The 12,799-nt window shown below is 50.9% G+C and carries 21 protein-coding genes; 7 read left to right on the plus strand and 14 right to left on the minus strand.

Features of this window, described 5'->3' with window-relative positions; genetic code table 11:
- Nucleotides 1-135: 135 nt before the first annotated feature.
- Genes KHA84_RS00625 through KHA84_RS00635 form a run of 3 tightly spaced genes read right to left on the minus strand, consistent with a single transcriptional unit; the run spans nt 136 to nt 1,549 of the window.
- Nucleotides 136-627 (minus strand): GrpB family protein, encoded by a 492-nt coding sequence (locus tag KHA84_RS00625; RefSeq protein ID WP_213421303.1) that lies wholly within the window; start codon nt 625-627, stop codon nt 136-138.
- A gap of 49 nt (nt 628-676) precedes the next feature.
- The gene (locus KHA84_RS00630) at nt 677-1,072 is read right to left on the minus strand and encodes a VOC family protein (protein ID WP_213421304.1); all 396 of its coding nucleotides are present in this window, start codon (nt 1,070-1,072) and stop codon (nt 677-679) included.
- Nucleotides 1,073-1,087: 15 nt separating this feature from the next.
- Nucleotides 1,088-1,549 carry an SRPBCC family protein gene (locus KHA84_RS00635; protein WP_213421305.1) on the minus strand — a complete coding sequence of 154 codons (462 nt, stop codon included), beginning with the start codon at nt 1,547-1,549 and terminating at the stop codon, nt 1,088-1,090.
- Between the two features lie 156 nt (nt 1,550-1,705).
- Between KHA84_RS00635 and KHA84_RS00640 the strand changes: the two genes are divergently transcribed.
- The gene (locus KHA84_RS00640; protein WP_213421306.1) at nt 1,706-2,083 is read left to right on the plus strand and encodes a VOC family protein; all 378 of its coding nucleotides are present in this window, start codon (nt 1,706-1,708) and stop codon (nt 2,081-2,083) included.
- A 75-nt stretch (nt 2,084-2,158) separates the two neighbouring features.
- Here KHA84_RS00640 and KHA84_RS00645 read toward each other — a convergent pair whose 3' ends face one another.
- From KHA84_RS00645 to KHA84_RS00660, 4 genes are all read right to left on the minus strand, one after another.
- On the minus strand, nt 2,159-2,971 hold the full coding sequence (locus tag KHA84_RS00645) for an undecaprenyl-diphosphate phosphatase (RefSeq protein WP_213421307.1): 813 nt from the start codon (nt 2,969-2,971) through the stop codon (nt 2,159-2,161).
- Between the two features lie 628 nt (nt 2,972-3,599).
- Nucleotides 3,600-3,893: a hypothetical protein gene (locus tag KHA84_RS00650; protein ID WP_213421308.1), complete on the minus strand. Its 294-nt coding sequence runs from the start codon at nt 3,891-3,893 to the stop codon at nt 3,600-3,602.
- Between the two features lie 138 nt (nt 3,894-4,031).
- Nucleotides 4,032-4,547 (minus strand): GNAT family N-acetyltransferase, encoded by a 516-nt coding sequence (locus KHA84_RS00655; protein ID WP_213421309.1) that lies wholly within the window; start codon nt 4,545-4,547, stop codon nt 4,032-4,034.
- 302 nt (nt 4,548-4,849) lie between these two features.
- A complete protein-coding gene (locus KHA84_RS00660) occupies nt 4,850-5,269 on the minus strand; it encodes a hypothetical protein (protein ID WP_213421310.1) in 420 nt (139 codons plus the stop codon).
- A 132-nt stretch (nt 5,270-5,401) separates the two neighbouring features.
- On the opposite strand from KHA84_RS00660, the gene KHA84_RS00665 reads away from it, so the two are divergent.
- A complete protein-coding gene (locus KHA84_RS00665; protein WP_213421311.1) occupies nt 5,402-5,968 on the plus strand; it encodes a recombinase family protein in 567 nt (188 codons plus the stop codon).
- Here the strand turns inward: KHA84_RS00665 and KHA84_RS00670 are convergent.
- The 7 genes from KHA84_RS00670 to KHA84_RS00700 all read right to left on the minus strand — a co-directional run bounded on the left by KHA84_RS00670 (nt 5,965) and on the right by KHA84_RS00700 (nt 8,819).
- Nucleotides 5,965-6,171 (minus strand): hypothetical protein, encoded by a 207-nt coding sequence (locus tag KHA84_RS00670; RefSeq protein WP_213421312.1) that lies wholly within the window; start codon nt 6,169-6,171, stop codon nt 5,965-5,967. The genes KHA84_RS00665 and KHA84_RS00670 overlap by 4 nt on opposite strands.
- Before the next feature lie 22 nt (nt 6,172-6,193).
- Nucleotides 6,194-6,679: a VanZ family protein gene (locus KHA84_RS00675; protein ID WP_213421314.1), complete on the minus strand. Its 486-nt coding sequence runs from the start codon at nt 6,677-6,679 to the stop codon at nt 6,194-6,196.
- A 374-nt stretch (nt 6,680-7,053) separates the two neighbouring features.
- Nucleotides 7,054-7,530, minus strand: a complete 477-nt coding sequence (locus tag KHA84_RS00680; protein ID WP_213421316.1) for a DinB family protein — start codon at nt 7,528-7,530, stop codon at nt 7,054-7,056.
- A gap of 60 nt (nt 7,531-7,590) precedes the next feature.
- Entirely contained in the window at nt 7,591-7,800 is a 210-nt protein-coding gene (locus KHA84_RS00685; RefSeq protein ID WP_063182211.1) for a helix-turn-helix domain-containing protein, read from the minus strand.
- Nucleotides 7,801-7,814: 14 nt separating this feature from the next.
- On the minus strand, nt 7,815-8,306 hold the full coding sequence (locus KHA84_RS00690) for a DUF2975 domain-containing protein (protein WP_213421318.1): 492 nt from the start codon (nt 8,304-8,306) through the stop codon (nt 7,815-7,817).
- Between the two features lie 35 nt (nt 8,307-8,341).
- Nucleotides 8,342-8,608: a DUF2975 domain-containing protein gene (locus KHA84_RS00695; protein ID WP_236823040.1), complete on the minus strand. Its 267-nt coding sequence runs from the start codon at nt 8,606-8,608 to the stop codon at nt 8,342-8,344.
- Nucleotides 8,601-8,819, minus strand: a complete 219-nt coding sequence (locus KHA84_RS00700) for a hypothetical protein (RefSeq protein WP_213421322.1) — start codon at nt 8,817-8,819, stop codon at nt 8,601-8,603. The genes KHA84_RS00695 and KHA84_RS00700 overlap by 8 nt, the downstream gene beginning before the upstream one ends.
- Before the next feature lie 349 nt (nt 8,820-9,168).
- On the opposite strand from KHA84_RS00700, the gene KHA84_RS00705 reads away from it, so the two are divergent.
- The 5 genes from KHA84_RS00705 to KHA84_RS00725 all read left to right on the plus strand — a co-directional run bounded on the left by KHA84_RS00705 (nt 9,169) and on the right by KHA84_RS00725 (nt 12,670).
- On the plus strand, nt 9,169-10,377 hold the full coding sequence (locus tag KHA84_RS00705) for an MFS transporter (protein ID WP_213421324.1): 1,209 nt from the start codon (nt 9,169-9,171) through the stop codon (nt 10,375-10,377).
- A gap of 32 nt (nt 10,378-10,409) precedes the next feature.
- Complete coding sequence (locus KHA84_RS00710) at nt 10,410-10,847, plus strand: GNAT family N-acetyltransferase (protein ID WP_213421326.1); 438 nt, start codon at nt 10,410-10,412, stop codon at nt 10,845-10,847.
- Nucleotides 10,848-10,992: 145 nt separating this feature from the next.
- Nucleotides 10,993-11,538: a DUF5412 family protein gene (locus KHA84_RS00715; protein WP_213421328.1), complete on the plus strand. Its 546-nt coding sequence runs from the start codon at nt 10,993-10,995 to the stop codon at nt 11,536-11,538.
- 14 nt (nt 11,539-11,552) lie between these two features.
- Nucleotides 11,553-12,305, plus strand: coding sequence for a class I SAM-dependent methyltransferase (locus KHA84_RS00720; protein WP_213421330.1), 753 nt, complete (start codon nt 11,553-11,555; stop codon nt 12,303-12,305).
- On the plus strand, nt 12,302-12,670 hold the full coding sequence (locus KHA84_RS00725; protein WP_213421331.1) for a hypothetical protein: 369 nt from the start codon (nt 12,302-12,304) through the stop codon (nt 12,668-12,670). Before KHA84_RS00720 ends, KHA84_RS00725 begins: the two co-directional genes overlap by 4 nt.
- Nucleotides 12,671-12,799: the final 129 nt, after the last annotated feature.

Here is a 12,799-nt window from a genome sequence, read left to right on the forward strand (position 1 = left end):
CGGGGTCTGTTGAGACATTGTTAACTGGGGATAAACAATTGTTAAATGTGAAATGCGAAAAACCGCCGGGTTCCGGCGGTTTGTGATCTGTCGTTATTGCGCATTCTCCGGCTGATAGACACCGGGTATTATTAATCACAGTCTTTTGAATTCCGGTGTTTCCATAATTTTTTCGAAAAACTTGTTTTTTGCTTGTCGGTAATTATCCATTTCGCTGCCTTCATGACTTTTCTTTAGGTCATCATATTCTTTTAGGTATTTATTATTTTCCAGTAAAACATCCCTGAACTTCCAGAAGAAATCAACTTCCGAATTGATTACAGTTAATTGTACTCCCAATGGAGGGGTGGCTGAATCGTCTTGAAACGCTCTGAAGTCATCTGTTTTTGAACTGCCTTCGTTGATGTCATATAACGTCTCAAGAGCTTTAACAGCCAATGGAAATTTTTCCGTTGGAACACGCACCTGTATATCAATGTCGCCTTTGGTCAGGCAACTGGGTATGGCTGAACTTCCGACGTGCTGGATATCTGCAAATGGCAAGTGTTCGCTTATAATTTTCTTGTGTGACATAAATGCTTTTTCAGCTTGTTCAATATTATTTTCGAAGAAATTTACTTGCTCCATATAAACCCTTCCTTGGTTTGAAAACCGCAACTGTCTCGGAGGTTTTGTTTTACTTCGCATTCTCATCCGTCTGATGAATCCCAAAGAGGTTCCCTTCCGAATCGGTGTAGTAGCCCTGCCAGGCCATGCCGGGGAGGGCGTATTTCGGGAGGGCGACGGTGCCACCGTTTGAGAGAATCTTCTCCTCTGTGGCGTCGTAATCTTCGACGCCCATCGTGCAGGCGAATCCGTTGAGCGGCTGCCCGGAATCCGGTGGCGGGCCTTGGCGCTGCATGAGGGCGCCGTTGATGCCCATTTCGTCCTTGTCCCCGGTCACCGCCCCGAAGTACGGCATGCCGGCGTATTCGCTCCAGTCCTCGAACGTCCAGCCGAATACCTCCCCGTAGAACTCTTTCGCCCGCTCCATATCGTCGACGTGAATCTCGAAGTGTATGACTTTCCCCATCTTGCTCTCCCCTTCCTATTTCTTGTTGGATTCCAGATATGCTTTTAACGCATCCAGGTCTTTCGCGGTGGCTTTCTTGAATGGGCCGGCCATCATCTTGCCGAACAGCTTCGTCAGGCCGGTGAGCCCCCCGATCTCGCCGTGCAGATGGACGTTGGACTTGTCTCCTGTCCCGCCGACCCGGTACGTGAAGAGGTACTCCCCTTTTCCTGTCATGCCTTTTGTCCCATCGACTCTGATTACGACCTTCTCGTTGGGCACGAGTTCCACGACTTCGAAATGCTCGGATGCCTTTGATCCGTACATCTTCCTCGTCTCGATCCACGTGCTGCCTTCCCGCATCGGTCCTGAGTCCTGCCGCTCAATCCCGACGAGCCCCTGCATCCAATGCTCTGCGGCCTCCAGGTCGAGCAGCGCGTCATACAGCCGCTCCTTCGGCACACGGACATCCCGTTCCACTTCGAACTCAATACCCAACGCTGTCCCTCCTGTCCAAGCCAGTCCTTACCTGGTAACCAATTCGACTTGCGGCCGGTGAAGCCCTTTCAGTATCAGGAAATTTAACAAGAAGGAATTTTACTTTCCAATCCAGAATGTCATCCACAGTCTTCCTATTTAAGGGGTGAACGATCGATGATCAGCAAAGTCGGCCAGATTATGCTGTATGTCAATGACCAGGACGAGTCGGTGAAGTTTTGGACGGAGCAACTCGGGTTTGCCGTGATTGCGGAAGAAGACAACCAGCAGGGCTTCAGATGGATTGAAATCGCGCCGACCAAAGACGCGGAAACGAGCATCATCCCTCACATCAAAGCGTTTGTTTCTAAGATGTCACCAGGCTTAAATCTGGACACGCCTTCCCTCATGTTCTTTACGGACAAGTTCGATCAGTTGCACCGTGAACTGAAGGAAAAGACGACCGTCGGGGAGATTGTTAACATGCCGTCCGGCAGGGTCTTTAACTTCGCCGACAATGAAGACAACTATTTTGCCGTCATGGAAAAGAAGTAATCCTAAAGAAAAGGAAGTCCCTCCGAAACGCCTGATAATCAGGCCGTTCGAAGAGACTTCCTTTTTGATTTTCTATCAGAAAAAGATCAGCAGCAGAATCCCTGCGATAAAGCAGTAGTATGTAAAGTACACGAGCTTCCCGCTCTTCATGACGCCCATGAACCACTTGAGTGCAAAGTAGGTCATGAACAGGGTGGCGACAAATGCGGCGAAGTAAGGGATCATCAGGCCCGCTTTGTTCGGTTCATCCATGAAATCCCCCACGCCCAGCACGAGGCCGCCGAGGCTGACGGGAATGTAAAGCATGAACGAGAACCGGAGGGCGGTCTCTTGCTTCATGCCGACGGCGATTGCCGAGATGATCGTCGCGCCGGAACGGCTGATTCCCGGTGTCAGCGCAACAGCCTGCCCCAGGCCGACTAGGATGGCGTCTTTTGCCGTGAGGTCGCTTTCGCCTTTGGTGCCCTTCATGTTGCGGATCAGCCACAGGGCGATCCCCGTGACGAACAGCATGATGGCAATCGTTGTCATGCTGACGTTTTCCACAATGTAGTCGCTCAGTAAAAAGCCGAGGGCCCCTGCCGGAATCGTTCCGATGATGATAAAGCAGACAAAGCGAAAGTCACTTTTATATCGGTCATTTTTCGTTTGAAGATACTGCCATGAGTTGACCGCCAGCCTTGCAATGTCGTGACGGTAGATGAACAAAATCGCCAGCAGCGAAGCAGTATTGGTCAGGATCGCAAACGTGAAGCCCTGCTCCCCCAGACCGAGCAGTTCACTCGCCACCATGACGTGCCCGCTGGACGATACCGGAATCGGTTCGGTAAAGCCCTGGACAAGCCCGATCACGATCATTTTGATGATCAATATTAAATCTGTTTCCATGTTGTCCTCCTTGAAAAGCCTCTCCCCATTTTATACAACTTCGCCGGAGGGGGGAAATAGGAAAAGACGCCAGTATTCTCTGTTGGGCGAGGTTAAAAACCATTCAGTCCAAGCATAAATATCGCAATGATGACCAGAAATCCTGCCGGAAGCACAATCAAGATAGCGGCTGATACTTTCCGCCAAAAACCGCTTTCGCTATACCAAGAAGCCAGAACAGCTGACGAGTATCCAATCAAGACAATAAAGACCCATGAGGACCCGATATCCTTCCCGACAAGCGATTGTAAACTGATATAAGTGACTACCAAAATGACAATAGATAAGATACCCGAGTATTTCCTCATTGCAGTTCCCCTTCACCCTGGACTCAGGTTCTTATTGTTTGGATTTCTCGTCTATTTTCCACTTTAAATACTCGTACACGATATCACCGAGAGTGGCCAGAGTGGCTATAAATGGGATCCAGAACCTAAAGTACACATTATCGAGATCCGGATGGCCTTCCGCCTCTGCAACTGCCCAATACAGAAACGCAAGGATTAAAGGGCCGCCCCAAAGCGTTCGAATAAACTTCCCCCTGGCATCCAGTTCCCCATAACCAATCTTGATCTCTTTCTTGATGCCCTCACCCCCATGATCTCTTAACTTTTCGTTCCAAAAGAATCGGTGAGATATTCAGCAAAATCGAAATGATGGTCAGTACCCATAACGCCCGCTCCATGCCAGGGACGACGTCCATCAGCGCTGCCCAGTCTTCCGCTTTCACCCAATCGGATACCAGGCTGTATTCTGCACAAAGGGTGAATGTCGTGAGCGATAACCCCATCGCCATGGCAAGCTTATAATCCTTCCCTGCTCGGTACAAATAAAGATTCGTAAATGTTGCGGCGATCGCAAGAACCCCTAATATGATCCACATCGCTTCATCCCCATTTTTTATGTACTCCACCAACACAACAACTGTAAGTGTGTTGGAAATCTGGACGTTAGGAGTTGTTTTTAGTTTCCTTTTTCCACTTTCGGTACTTGTACATTAAGCTTTCGAGATTGCTTTACATCATAAAAGACTCTTTTGATACAAAGAATGTCCGTCAGTCTCACCCACTTTATTAAAACCATTGGATAGATAAAAGTTGTTTAATTTGAAGTTATCTCTTACACAATCCAATCTTAATGTGCTCTTCCCCTGATCCTTAAGGTCAGTTTCCAACCACTGGAGAACAATCATACCCAAGCCGGATCCGATTTCCGAAGGCCTTACCGCTAACCGATGAAGGTAAATGGCTTCATCACTTAATTTCCCCCAAGTATGTTGGTCCCACCAACTTTGTTGCTGACACAATGTAAAGGTGGCCACCGCCTCTCCATCCCTATTAACGATAAAGGTCTCTCCTTTATTTATGGCTTGTTTGATTTCTTCGTCTTCCCCTCCGCCGGCCAGGAATCCCCATTGGTCAACTTTCTGTTCCTTGAGCCATTTCGCCACATCTTTCAAAAGACATATGATTTGGTCTGATTCTCTACTTGTTGCTACAGAGACTTTATAACCCTTTAACAAAGAATGACTTCCCATTTCCCATCCCCCAATTAGCATTTTGTAAAGCGATCAATAACTAATCAAAAGCCACCTCATTACAATTTTTAATGAGATGTTTTCATGTTATAGAATTATTGTGACAGGATCATATGGTCGTTCACGAATGCTTTTATGATGACACTACATTCTCGTTTCCCGAGAACGTTGTGAGAGATTATTTCGTTTTGTTTATACTTTTTATTGCATTCGCGTAAGCAACTAAAAAAATCACAAAAACTAATCCTCCGATTGCAGCGACTGTGATTAGAAAGTCCAACTTTCATCTCTCCTTCACCTGGCTATGCCCGAACACGATGCACGTGTCGGCTCTTCTTACATATCCGGCCCACCCATAATTCGGTCAGCCAGTAAACCAGCGCAGCGGCAGCTCCAAGCAGGCCAGAGAGCAGGAGTGACAGAAGAATGAAGTCATCCTGCATCGTCAGAATCGCGATCATTCCCGTGATTCCGGCTCCACTCAGAACATATGCCCTCAGTTTCCCGAACTTGCCGCGGATGTACTGATCAGCCGTCCAGGACACGCCGATTCCCAACGTTAAATAGATCGGTGCGATGTAAATCAGATAGATCATAAACAGTTCACCCAGTCCGAAATGATAGACTCCGGGCTCCACCTCGTCTTTTGGTGTGTATTGAAACAAGCACAGCAATGCCGTGAATATGATTGCGGATACTGAAGCAGAAAGGAATCTGAGCAAAGGAAACGCCTCCTTTCCATAATTTTACCATATTTCTTCGCGACCCCTCTTCCTCCCTCCGACGGTGTGTATATTTCCACGTCGAATCTCCCACACTAGGTTCATCTCAAAATCTATTGGAGGAGATCAGCCATGACTATCCAACTGCCGCCGATCCGGAAAGCTGCCGTATATGTCCGTTCGACCTACTGGGGCCGCGCGCCGCTCCATGCCTCAGCCGATGACAACGAGGAACTTCTCCTGCGCGTGGTCGAGGGGCGCTGTGACTATGACCTGTTTTATGAAGCGAGCAGCTACAAGCGGAACGAAGCCGCTATGGAACTGCTCCGATGGGCCGACATGGGCGAGTTCGATGCGATCGTCACGAGGCACGTCCATTCGTTCGGGCTTGGCATCAAGTTCGACTGGGACACGATGATGGGCCTGATGATGGCCCGGGGCATCCGGATCATCACACCGGAGAAGGTGTATTCAAGGGAAAATCGGAACGACATGACGTATCTGGAATTCATGATGCGCGCGCTCCGGGATGAGTACGAAATCAAGTTCGGGGCCGACTGGGACCGTGTGAAGATGAGCTACCGGCTCAGGAAGACGCCGATTGAGCTGATGAGCTTGTATGAGCGGCCTGCGTCTGCCCAGGTGATTGAGTTTCCACGGGTGTCCGGGCGGGAGCAATTGCCGGGAGAATCGTCTTAAGTGTTGGTTTCGTCATTCAGACGTGCGATTTCGTCATTCGGGTGTGCAGTTTCGTCATTTGCAGTCCCGGTTTCATCATTCGTGTGCGCAGTCTCGTCATTCGCGGCGCCGGTTTCGTCATTCGAATACGTACCGCTAATCATCTGGATAACGTAAAAGGGATCATCCGCACCGGATGATCCCTTTCCTGTTAACGACTCCATATTCTTATACCGGCAAATACAGTTAGTGACCGCCTCTTAATGGCACTCTAATCAGCCTTTGAACAATCACTGTTTTCAAGATCCCAAACCCTATCAGAGCACCCAGCAGGTTAAGCATGAAATCATCAATATCGAAACTTCCTCTTCTCGTAACCAATTGGACCACTTCGACAATGATCAACAAGATGCTCATCGAAACCAAAAAGCCTTTGATCTCTCGGACCTTGTTTATGTAATATGGCAGATAGACTCCCATCGGCAAAAACAGCAATAAGTTGCCGAGGAGATTTTTCACCGGGATATCCTTATTCATACTGCCATCCATAAACCCTGTTAGATAGGTGTTTATCGTTTTAAACGGTACAAAATTAGATGAATTTCTAATATACTCCGTCCACGTTAACCCAGACCATAAGGATCCCCGGGAACTTAAGAACAGCAATACAGCCAACGCAACTAAATAACCCACAAAACTAAGGTTGATCACAATCTTTAATCCTTTGTTCATTTAATCCCCCCGGACTTCGAAGTATCAAGTAGACAACATCTCCTTCACTCAATTATACCAAAAAGATCCTACACTTCCTTAATTTATTGACAATAAAGGGATCATCTGCAGCCGACTGGGATGCGTGAAGATGGGTGGCCGGAGCCAATGCAGATAATAAGTTTCCGCGGGTGTCCGGGCGGGAACAATTGTCGGGAGAATCGTCTTAAGTGTTGGTATCGTCATTCGGGTGTGCAGTTTCGTCATTTGCAGTCCCGGTTTCATCATTCGTGTGCGCAGTCTCGTCATTCGCGGCGCCAGTTTCGTCATTCGACCTCAATCCATCTAAAAGGGACCATCGGCAATCGATGGTCCCTTTCCTTCTACATCCACTCCTAATTGGAGAAGTGCGTCTTTAATGAGCGTCCCACATAATGTGCAGAAACATTAGTGAGATCCAGTTCCCTCGCCCAGACCGAGAGCTGTCCGGTGTGGTGGATTTCATGTGCAATGAGGTGGTGCAACACCTCATCCATAGTATATTCCTCATCATCCCACGGGACCCGTACTACTTTCTCATTCAGCCCTTCTCCATATCCCTTCAAAAATTCAGTGACCTCACCTCTGCACCGGTCAGAAAGGGACCGAACTTTCTCAAGTGTATCGCAGTCGGCATAGCCAAACACGATATCCTCTTTGCCCTGAATTCCGCGGATCCAACTGTATTCGACGTCAATGATATAAAACAGTGTCTCTAAGATACTGCCTACCCCACCGGTCCTGGGGCCGACCAGCTCTTCTTCAGGCAGCTGGCTGCACCAGGCAAACCATTCGTCTCTAACCTGCCAGTTGTATTCAAAGAAAGGGATCATGTGGACACGCTCCTGCTTTTTAATTACACGGTGAACATAAACATTCGCCCCTGTTGCAGGCTATTCCTCTTCCCGATACTCCAAAATATCCCCCGGCTGGCAGTCGAGCGCTTTGCAGATGGCTTCGAGTGTCGAGAAGCGGACGGCCTTGGCCTTGCCGTTTTTCAGGATGGACAGGTTGGCCATCGTGACGCCGACTTTTTCGGAGAGTTCGGTGACGCTCATCTTGCGCTTGGCGAGCATGACGTCGAGATTAATGATGATTGGCATTTGGCTCCCCCTCCTCAGACCGTCAGTTCGTTTTCTTGTTTGATGTCGATTGCCTGTTTCAGCAGTCGCTGAAGCACCGCGGCGAAGACGGCGATCACGAGCGACGCGCCGACGATGACCAGGCCGATCAAAGCGAGGCCCGGGGCGTCATCCCATTCTGCGATCATGAAGATGAACGGCAGCGCGACCGCATACAGGCCGCTGATCGTGAAGGCGTAGTTGCGGATTTTCTTGAGCGACCCGACCGACAGCTCCGAGAACGCCTCGTTGCGGTCGATGTAGCCCAGGAGCTTCAGTGCCTGGTAAAGGGCCATGTAAAACGGGATGGCTGAAATGTACATGATGGCCATCAGGCCGAGGACGATCCAGGGCAGTTGCATCCCTTCGCCGATAAATCCCATTGCTTCCAGGACAATTTTCGGTAGGATCAGCACCGCAATCAGGAGCACCGGAATACCCATCACGATGACCGCGAGCTTCAAAAGCAATGTAGAACCTTTTTTCATATTGTGCACCTCGTTTCTTGTTGATGGTCTGGCATTCAGACCGTAAATTCATTTTCCGCCCGGATGGAGATGGCCTGTTTCAGAAGATGCCTGAGCACCGCCGTGAATATGGCGATGACAACGGATATCCCGACGACGGCCATGCCGAGGACGACGAGACCCGGGGCATCTTCGATCCGGGCGAGGGCGGCGAATACGGGTAGGCCGAGCGCAAACAGGATGGCGACTGCGGCTGCGCAGCGCCTGATGTTTGCCAGTGCCTGGACAGACGGCCCCGAGAACGCCTCCTGACGTTCAATCATTCCCAGCATCCGCCATGTCTCGCGCAACGCCGAAATAAGGCACCGCCGAACCGGCCAATACGGCGAACAGTCCCCAATCCGCAAACGGCAGTGCTTCCCCGCGGATCAGCGCAAGCGATACTTCGATGCCAAGCTGGAGGACGACTGGAAGCACCGGCAGAGCCATCACAATCAAAGTGAGCCTCAGGAACAATGTGGATCCCCTCTTCATCAAGCACACCTCTCTCCGTTGATTCTTCTCGATTATAGATAAATGTATATCGAATATCAATAAATAATGATTGGAAATCGAAAAACTTTTTCTTCACACAAGAAACGTGCTGCACCCTGGTCGGGCAGCAGCACGCTTTTGGGCTGACGGGCGAGTTTGCACGTTCGGCGCTTGAGATTGCACATTAGGGCCACGAGTCTGCACTTTGAAGCCGCGAGTTTGCATATTCGGCCGCCCAGATTTCACATTCGGAAGCTATCCAATGTATTAAAATTGCAACAATTCCCTTTCCTTATCCTTCTGTCCTTGCAGTATAGTTGGGTTAACACGTTTTTCCGGGGGGATGCGGATGAGGCGGAGTACGCTATACGGATTGCTGATCGGGGGCATCGGGGTATCTCAGTTCGGCAACTGGATTTATTTGATCGCGCTGAATCTGCTCGTGTTTGACATGACCGGTTCGGCGGCGGCAGTCGCCCTCCTTTACGTCATCGGCCCTTCCGCCCGGGTGCTCATAAGCCTGTTCGCCGGATCAGTGATTGACCGCTCCGACAAGAAGCGGCTCATGATTGCCTCCGACCTCATCCGGGGACTGCTTGTCTTCATGATGCCATTCGCCGGGTCGATCTGGGTCGTTTATCTGCTGGTCTTCCTGACAAATGCGACCGGGACATTTTTCGGTCCGAGTTCGACGTTCGTCATCACAAAGCTGGTCCCGGACCATGATCGCAAGCGGTTCAATTCGTTCATGGGCATGATGAATTCCGGAGCGTTCCTCGTCGGTCCGGCGCTTGCGGGTGTGCTGATCATGACTGTCGGGACGACTTGGACTGTTTTCCTGAACAGCGCGACGTTCTTCGTCTGCGCTGCCGCCATCGCGCTTCTGCCGGTACCAAAAGAAACGGGTGCCCCTTCCGGACGATTTGGGTGGCGGATGCTGCGTGATGATTTCGACGAAGTCGCCCGATTTATCCGGTCGGAGCCGTTCTTCTTCCGCATCTATTTGATTTTCCAGACCGCGCTCATGCTGGCGTTTGCTCTGGACTCACAGGAAGTGACGTTCATCAAGCAGGACCTGGCGCTCGGCGACCAGAAGTACGGGCTGCTCGTGAGTATCGCTGGAGCCGGGTCGCTGATCGGGGCTTCGCTTTCCGCTGCATTTGCGAAAAAGCTGTCTCTGCAGACCTACCTAGGATTCGGAACGATACTGACGATGGCCGCGTACGCGGCATTCTATAGCTCTGCCGGTTTCTATACCGCGATGATCGCTTTTGTCCTGCTCGGCATCTTCATGGCCTTCAGCAATGCCGGCTACGACACGTTCTACCAACGCAACGTGCCGACAGCGCTCATGGGACGCGTCGGCAGTCTGGCGTCCATCTTCCAGAACGTCCTGCAGATTCTCTTCACACTTCTGCTTGGCATGCTGGCGGAATGGTTCAGCGTTCAGGGGGCGGCGATCGGCTTCGCCCTGCTTGCCATTGTCCTGGCCTGCGCCTTGTCAGCGTCAGTGTTTGACCGGAAGAAAGCCGGATATTTCGAGGCGGAAAGCGCGTAAAAGAAAAGAAGACCACCGAGGGGGATGTAGACATGGACACACTGATCATTAAAGAACTTGAGTCAACCAGTGCGCTGCTGGCCGCTTTTCCGATCATGAAGCAATTGCGGACGCATCTTGATGAAACCACCTACCTTGAACTTGTGAAAGAAGCAAAGGAAAAGGATAGCTACAGGATTCTGGCCCTTCAGGACGGCAATGAAATTATTTCGGTGATCGGCTTTAAACCGATGATCACGCTCTACTACGGCAGATTCGTCTGGGTGTGCGACCTGGTCACCGATCAGAACCGCAGCTCCGGCGGATCCGGTCAAAAGCTGCTGGACTACGTTCACGACTGGGCGAAGGAGAACAGCTACACAAGCGTCGCCCTGTCTTCGGGCCTGCAGCGTGAGGATGCACACCGTTTCTATGAAGAAAAGATGGAGTATGACCGGGTCAGTTATGTGTTCAGGAAGGTCCTTGATTGACCTAGCCTAGAAAGCTGCTGAGCCCCCGTCGGATTGCAATGGAGCGATTCGGCGGGGGCTTTTGTCAGAATGATTCCAATTTCCTCTACATCAAACTCTGATTTTACAGTATAGTGGAAATAACAGGGGGATTTGGGGGATAAAGATGGGGAGTTTTCTGCTGATTTCACTATTTGTACTTTGTGCCGCTCTGGCCGGCATCTTGCTGCTGGTCCGGCTGCTTGCGCGGAAGAAGGTTACAAAAGGGATGCTCGCCGCATTTCTGGGACTCGCGGCAGCAGCCATCGGTCTTTCTATTTATGAAACACATTTCCATCCGTTTGACCGGAGCGGAGGTGAATCCTACATGGAGCCGCTCGACTCCCCTTCCGGCAGGTACACGGCGAGCACCTACTATCGTCCGTATGACGGAGCGGCCGGCGGGGTCACTGTCTGGGTGGATGTTACAGCGGAAGGCAGCAAGCCGAAGACAGTCTACTACGCGGAAGCCAATAGCCGCTTCAATGTCCAATGGACAGATGAAGGCCTCCTTTCCGTCACGAATGAAGAGCCAGGCTATCCCGAATCCGACCGCAGCGTAGAGCTCAAAGTCGATAAAGAAATTTATAATGATACCGGAAAGGCTTGCGGGACCTTACTGGTGAAAATGAAATACGAAAATTGCATTGCGAAAATGGAAAGGGAACAATAGGGGGAGGCACTCTTATGAAGACAACGGATAACCTGGAGATCTATAATGACCCGCTCCAATATGACAGGGAATACGGTGGGTACGACGCAGATGTACGGTTCATCCTCGGGCACCTGCCCCCCGCCGGCTCGGCAGTCATCGACCTCGCCTGCGGTACGGGGCGGATCACGCTTCCAGTCGCAGAAGCCGGGTATGAAGTGACCGGCGTCGACCTGCATGAGGGAATGCTTGAACGTGCCCGGGAGAAAGCGGCGGAACAGGGTCTCCCTATCCGCTTCCTTCGGCAGGACTGCCGGGAGCTTGACCTGCCTGTTTCCGCTCCCCTCATTGTCATGGCGGGCAACTCGTTCCAGCACTTCCTGACGAATGAGGACCAAGACCGGATGATGAAAAGCGTCCGGCGGCATCTTGAGCCGGGCGGCCGGTTCATCTTCGACACGCGGAACCCCGTGCCATCGGAACTCGCCGAACCGGACCGGTACGAAGAGCAATCGGAAACTGATGGGCGCCAGATCCGCGAGGTTCACACCGAGACTTATGAACCCATCACACAAATCCTTCATTGCACGACTGAGCGGTTCGCCGAAGACGGCACACCGCTCGGCCAGGATGCCATCTCGCTCCGCTATACGTATCCGCTCGAACTGGAGCGGCTCCTCCGGCAGCATGGCTTCCAATTGGAGGGCATGTACGGCGACTGGAGCGGGCGTCCCTTTGTGGCTGGAAGCGGACAGATGGTATGTGTCTGCAGGAGAGATAAGCCATGATCATCTCCGCCAATCAATGGAAAATCACGTTCAATCTTCTTTTTTACCTGTCGGCAGTCACCGCGATTGTATCGGTGTTCGTCCGCACTTCAGAGCTGGAAGCCATTCTTGTGCTGCTCGCGATCGGCATTGTCCGGGAGATTTCAAACAAGACGATTGGAAAAGACCTCGATACCGTCTTTGACCACAAAGGCTTTAAATTTCTGGACACTGTCCTGATGGGTGTACTATTGGCTGGGGTGTACTGGAGCTACCGGGATATCGGCATTCTGATTTCGACCGGAATCACTGCGCTCCTCAGTCTATTTACTTTTCTAATTAGTTTATTTAAGCGGAAGGATCCGGACGATGCGGGACAGTTTTAGGATGTGCAGACGGATATCTACTGTCCCACTGAACAACTAATGATGACTTGGGAGCACTCTCTTCAATTTGGGAAGCACTTAAATGGACAATCGAGGCACTCGCATCAAACTTGGAAGCACTCGGGCCGG

This window comes from Bhargavaea massiliensis (assembly GCF_018390575.1).
Lineage (GTDB): Bacteria > Bacillota > Bacilli > Bacillales_A > Planococcaceae > Bhargavaea > Bhargavaea massiliensis.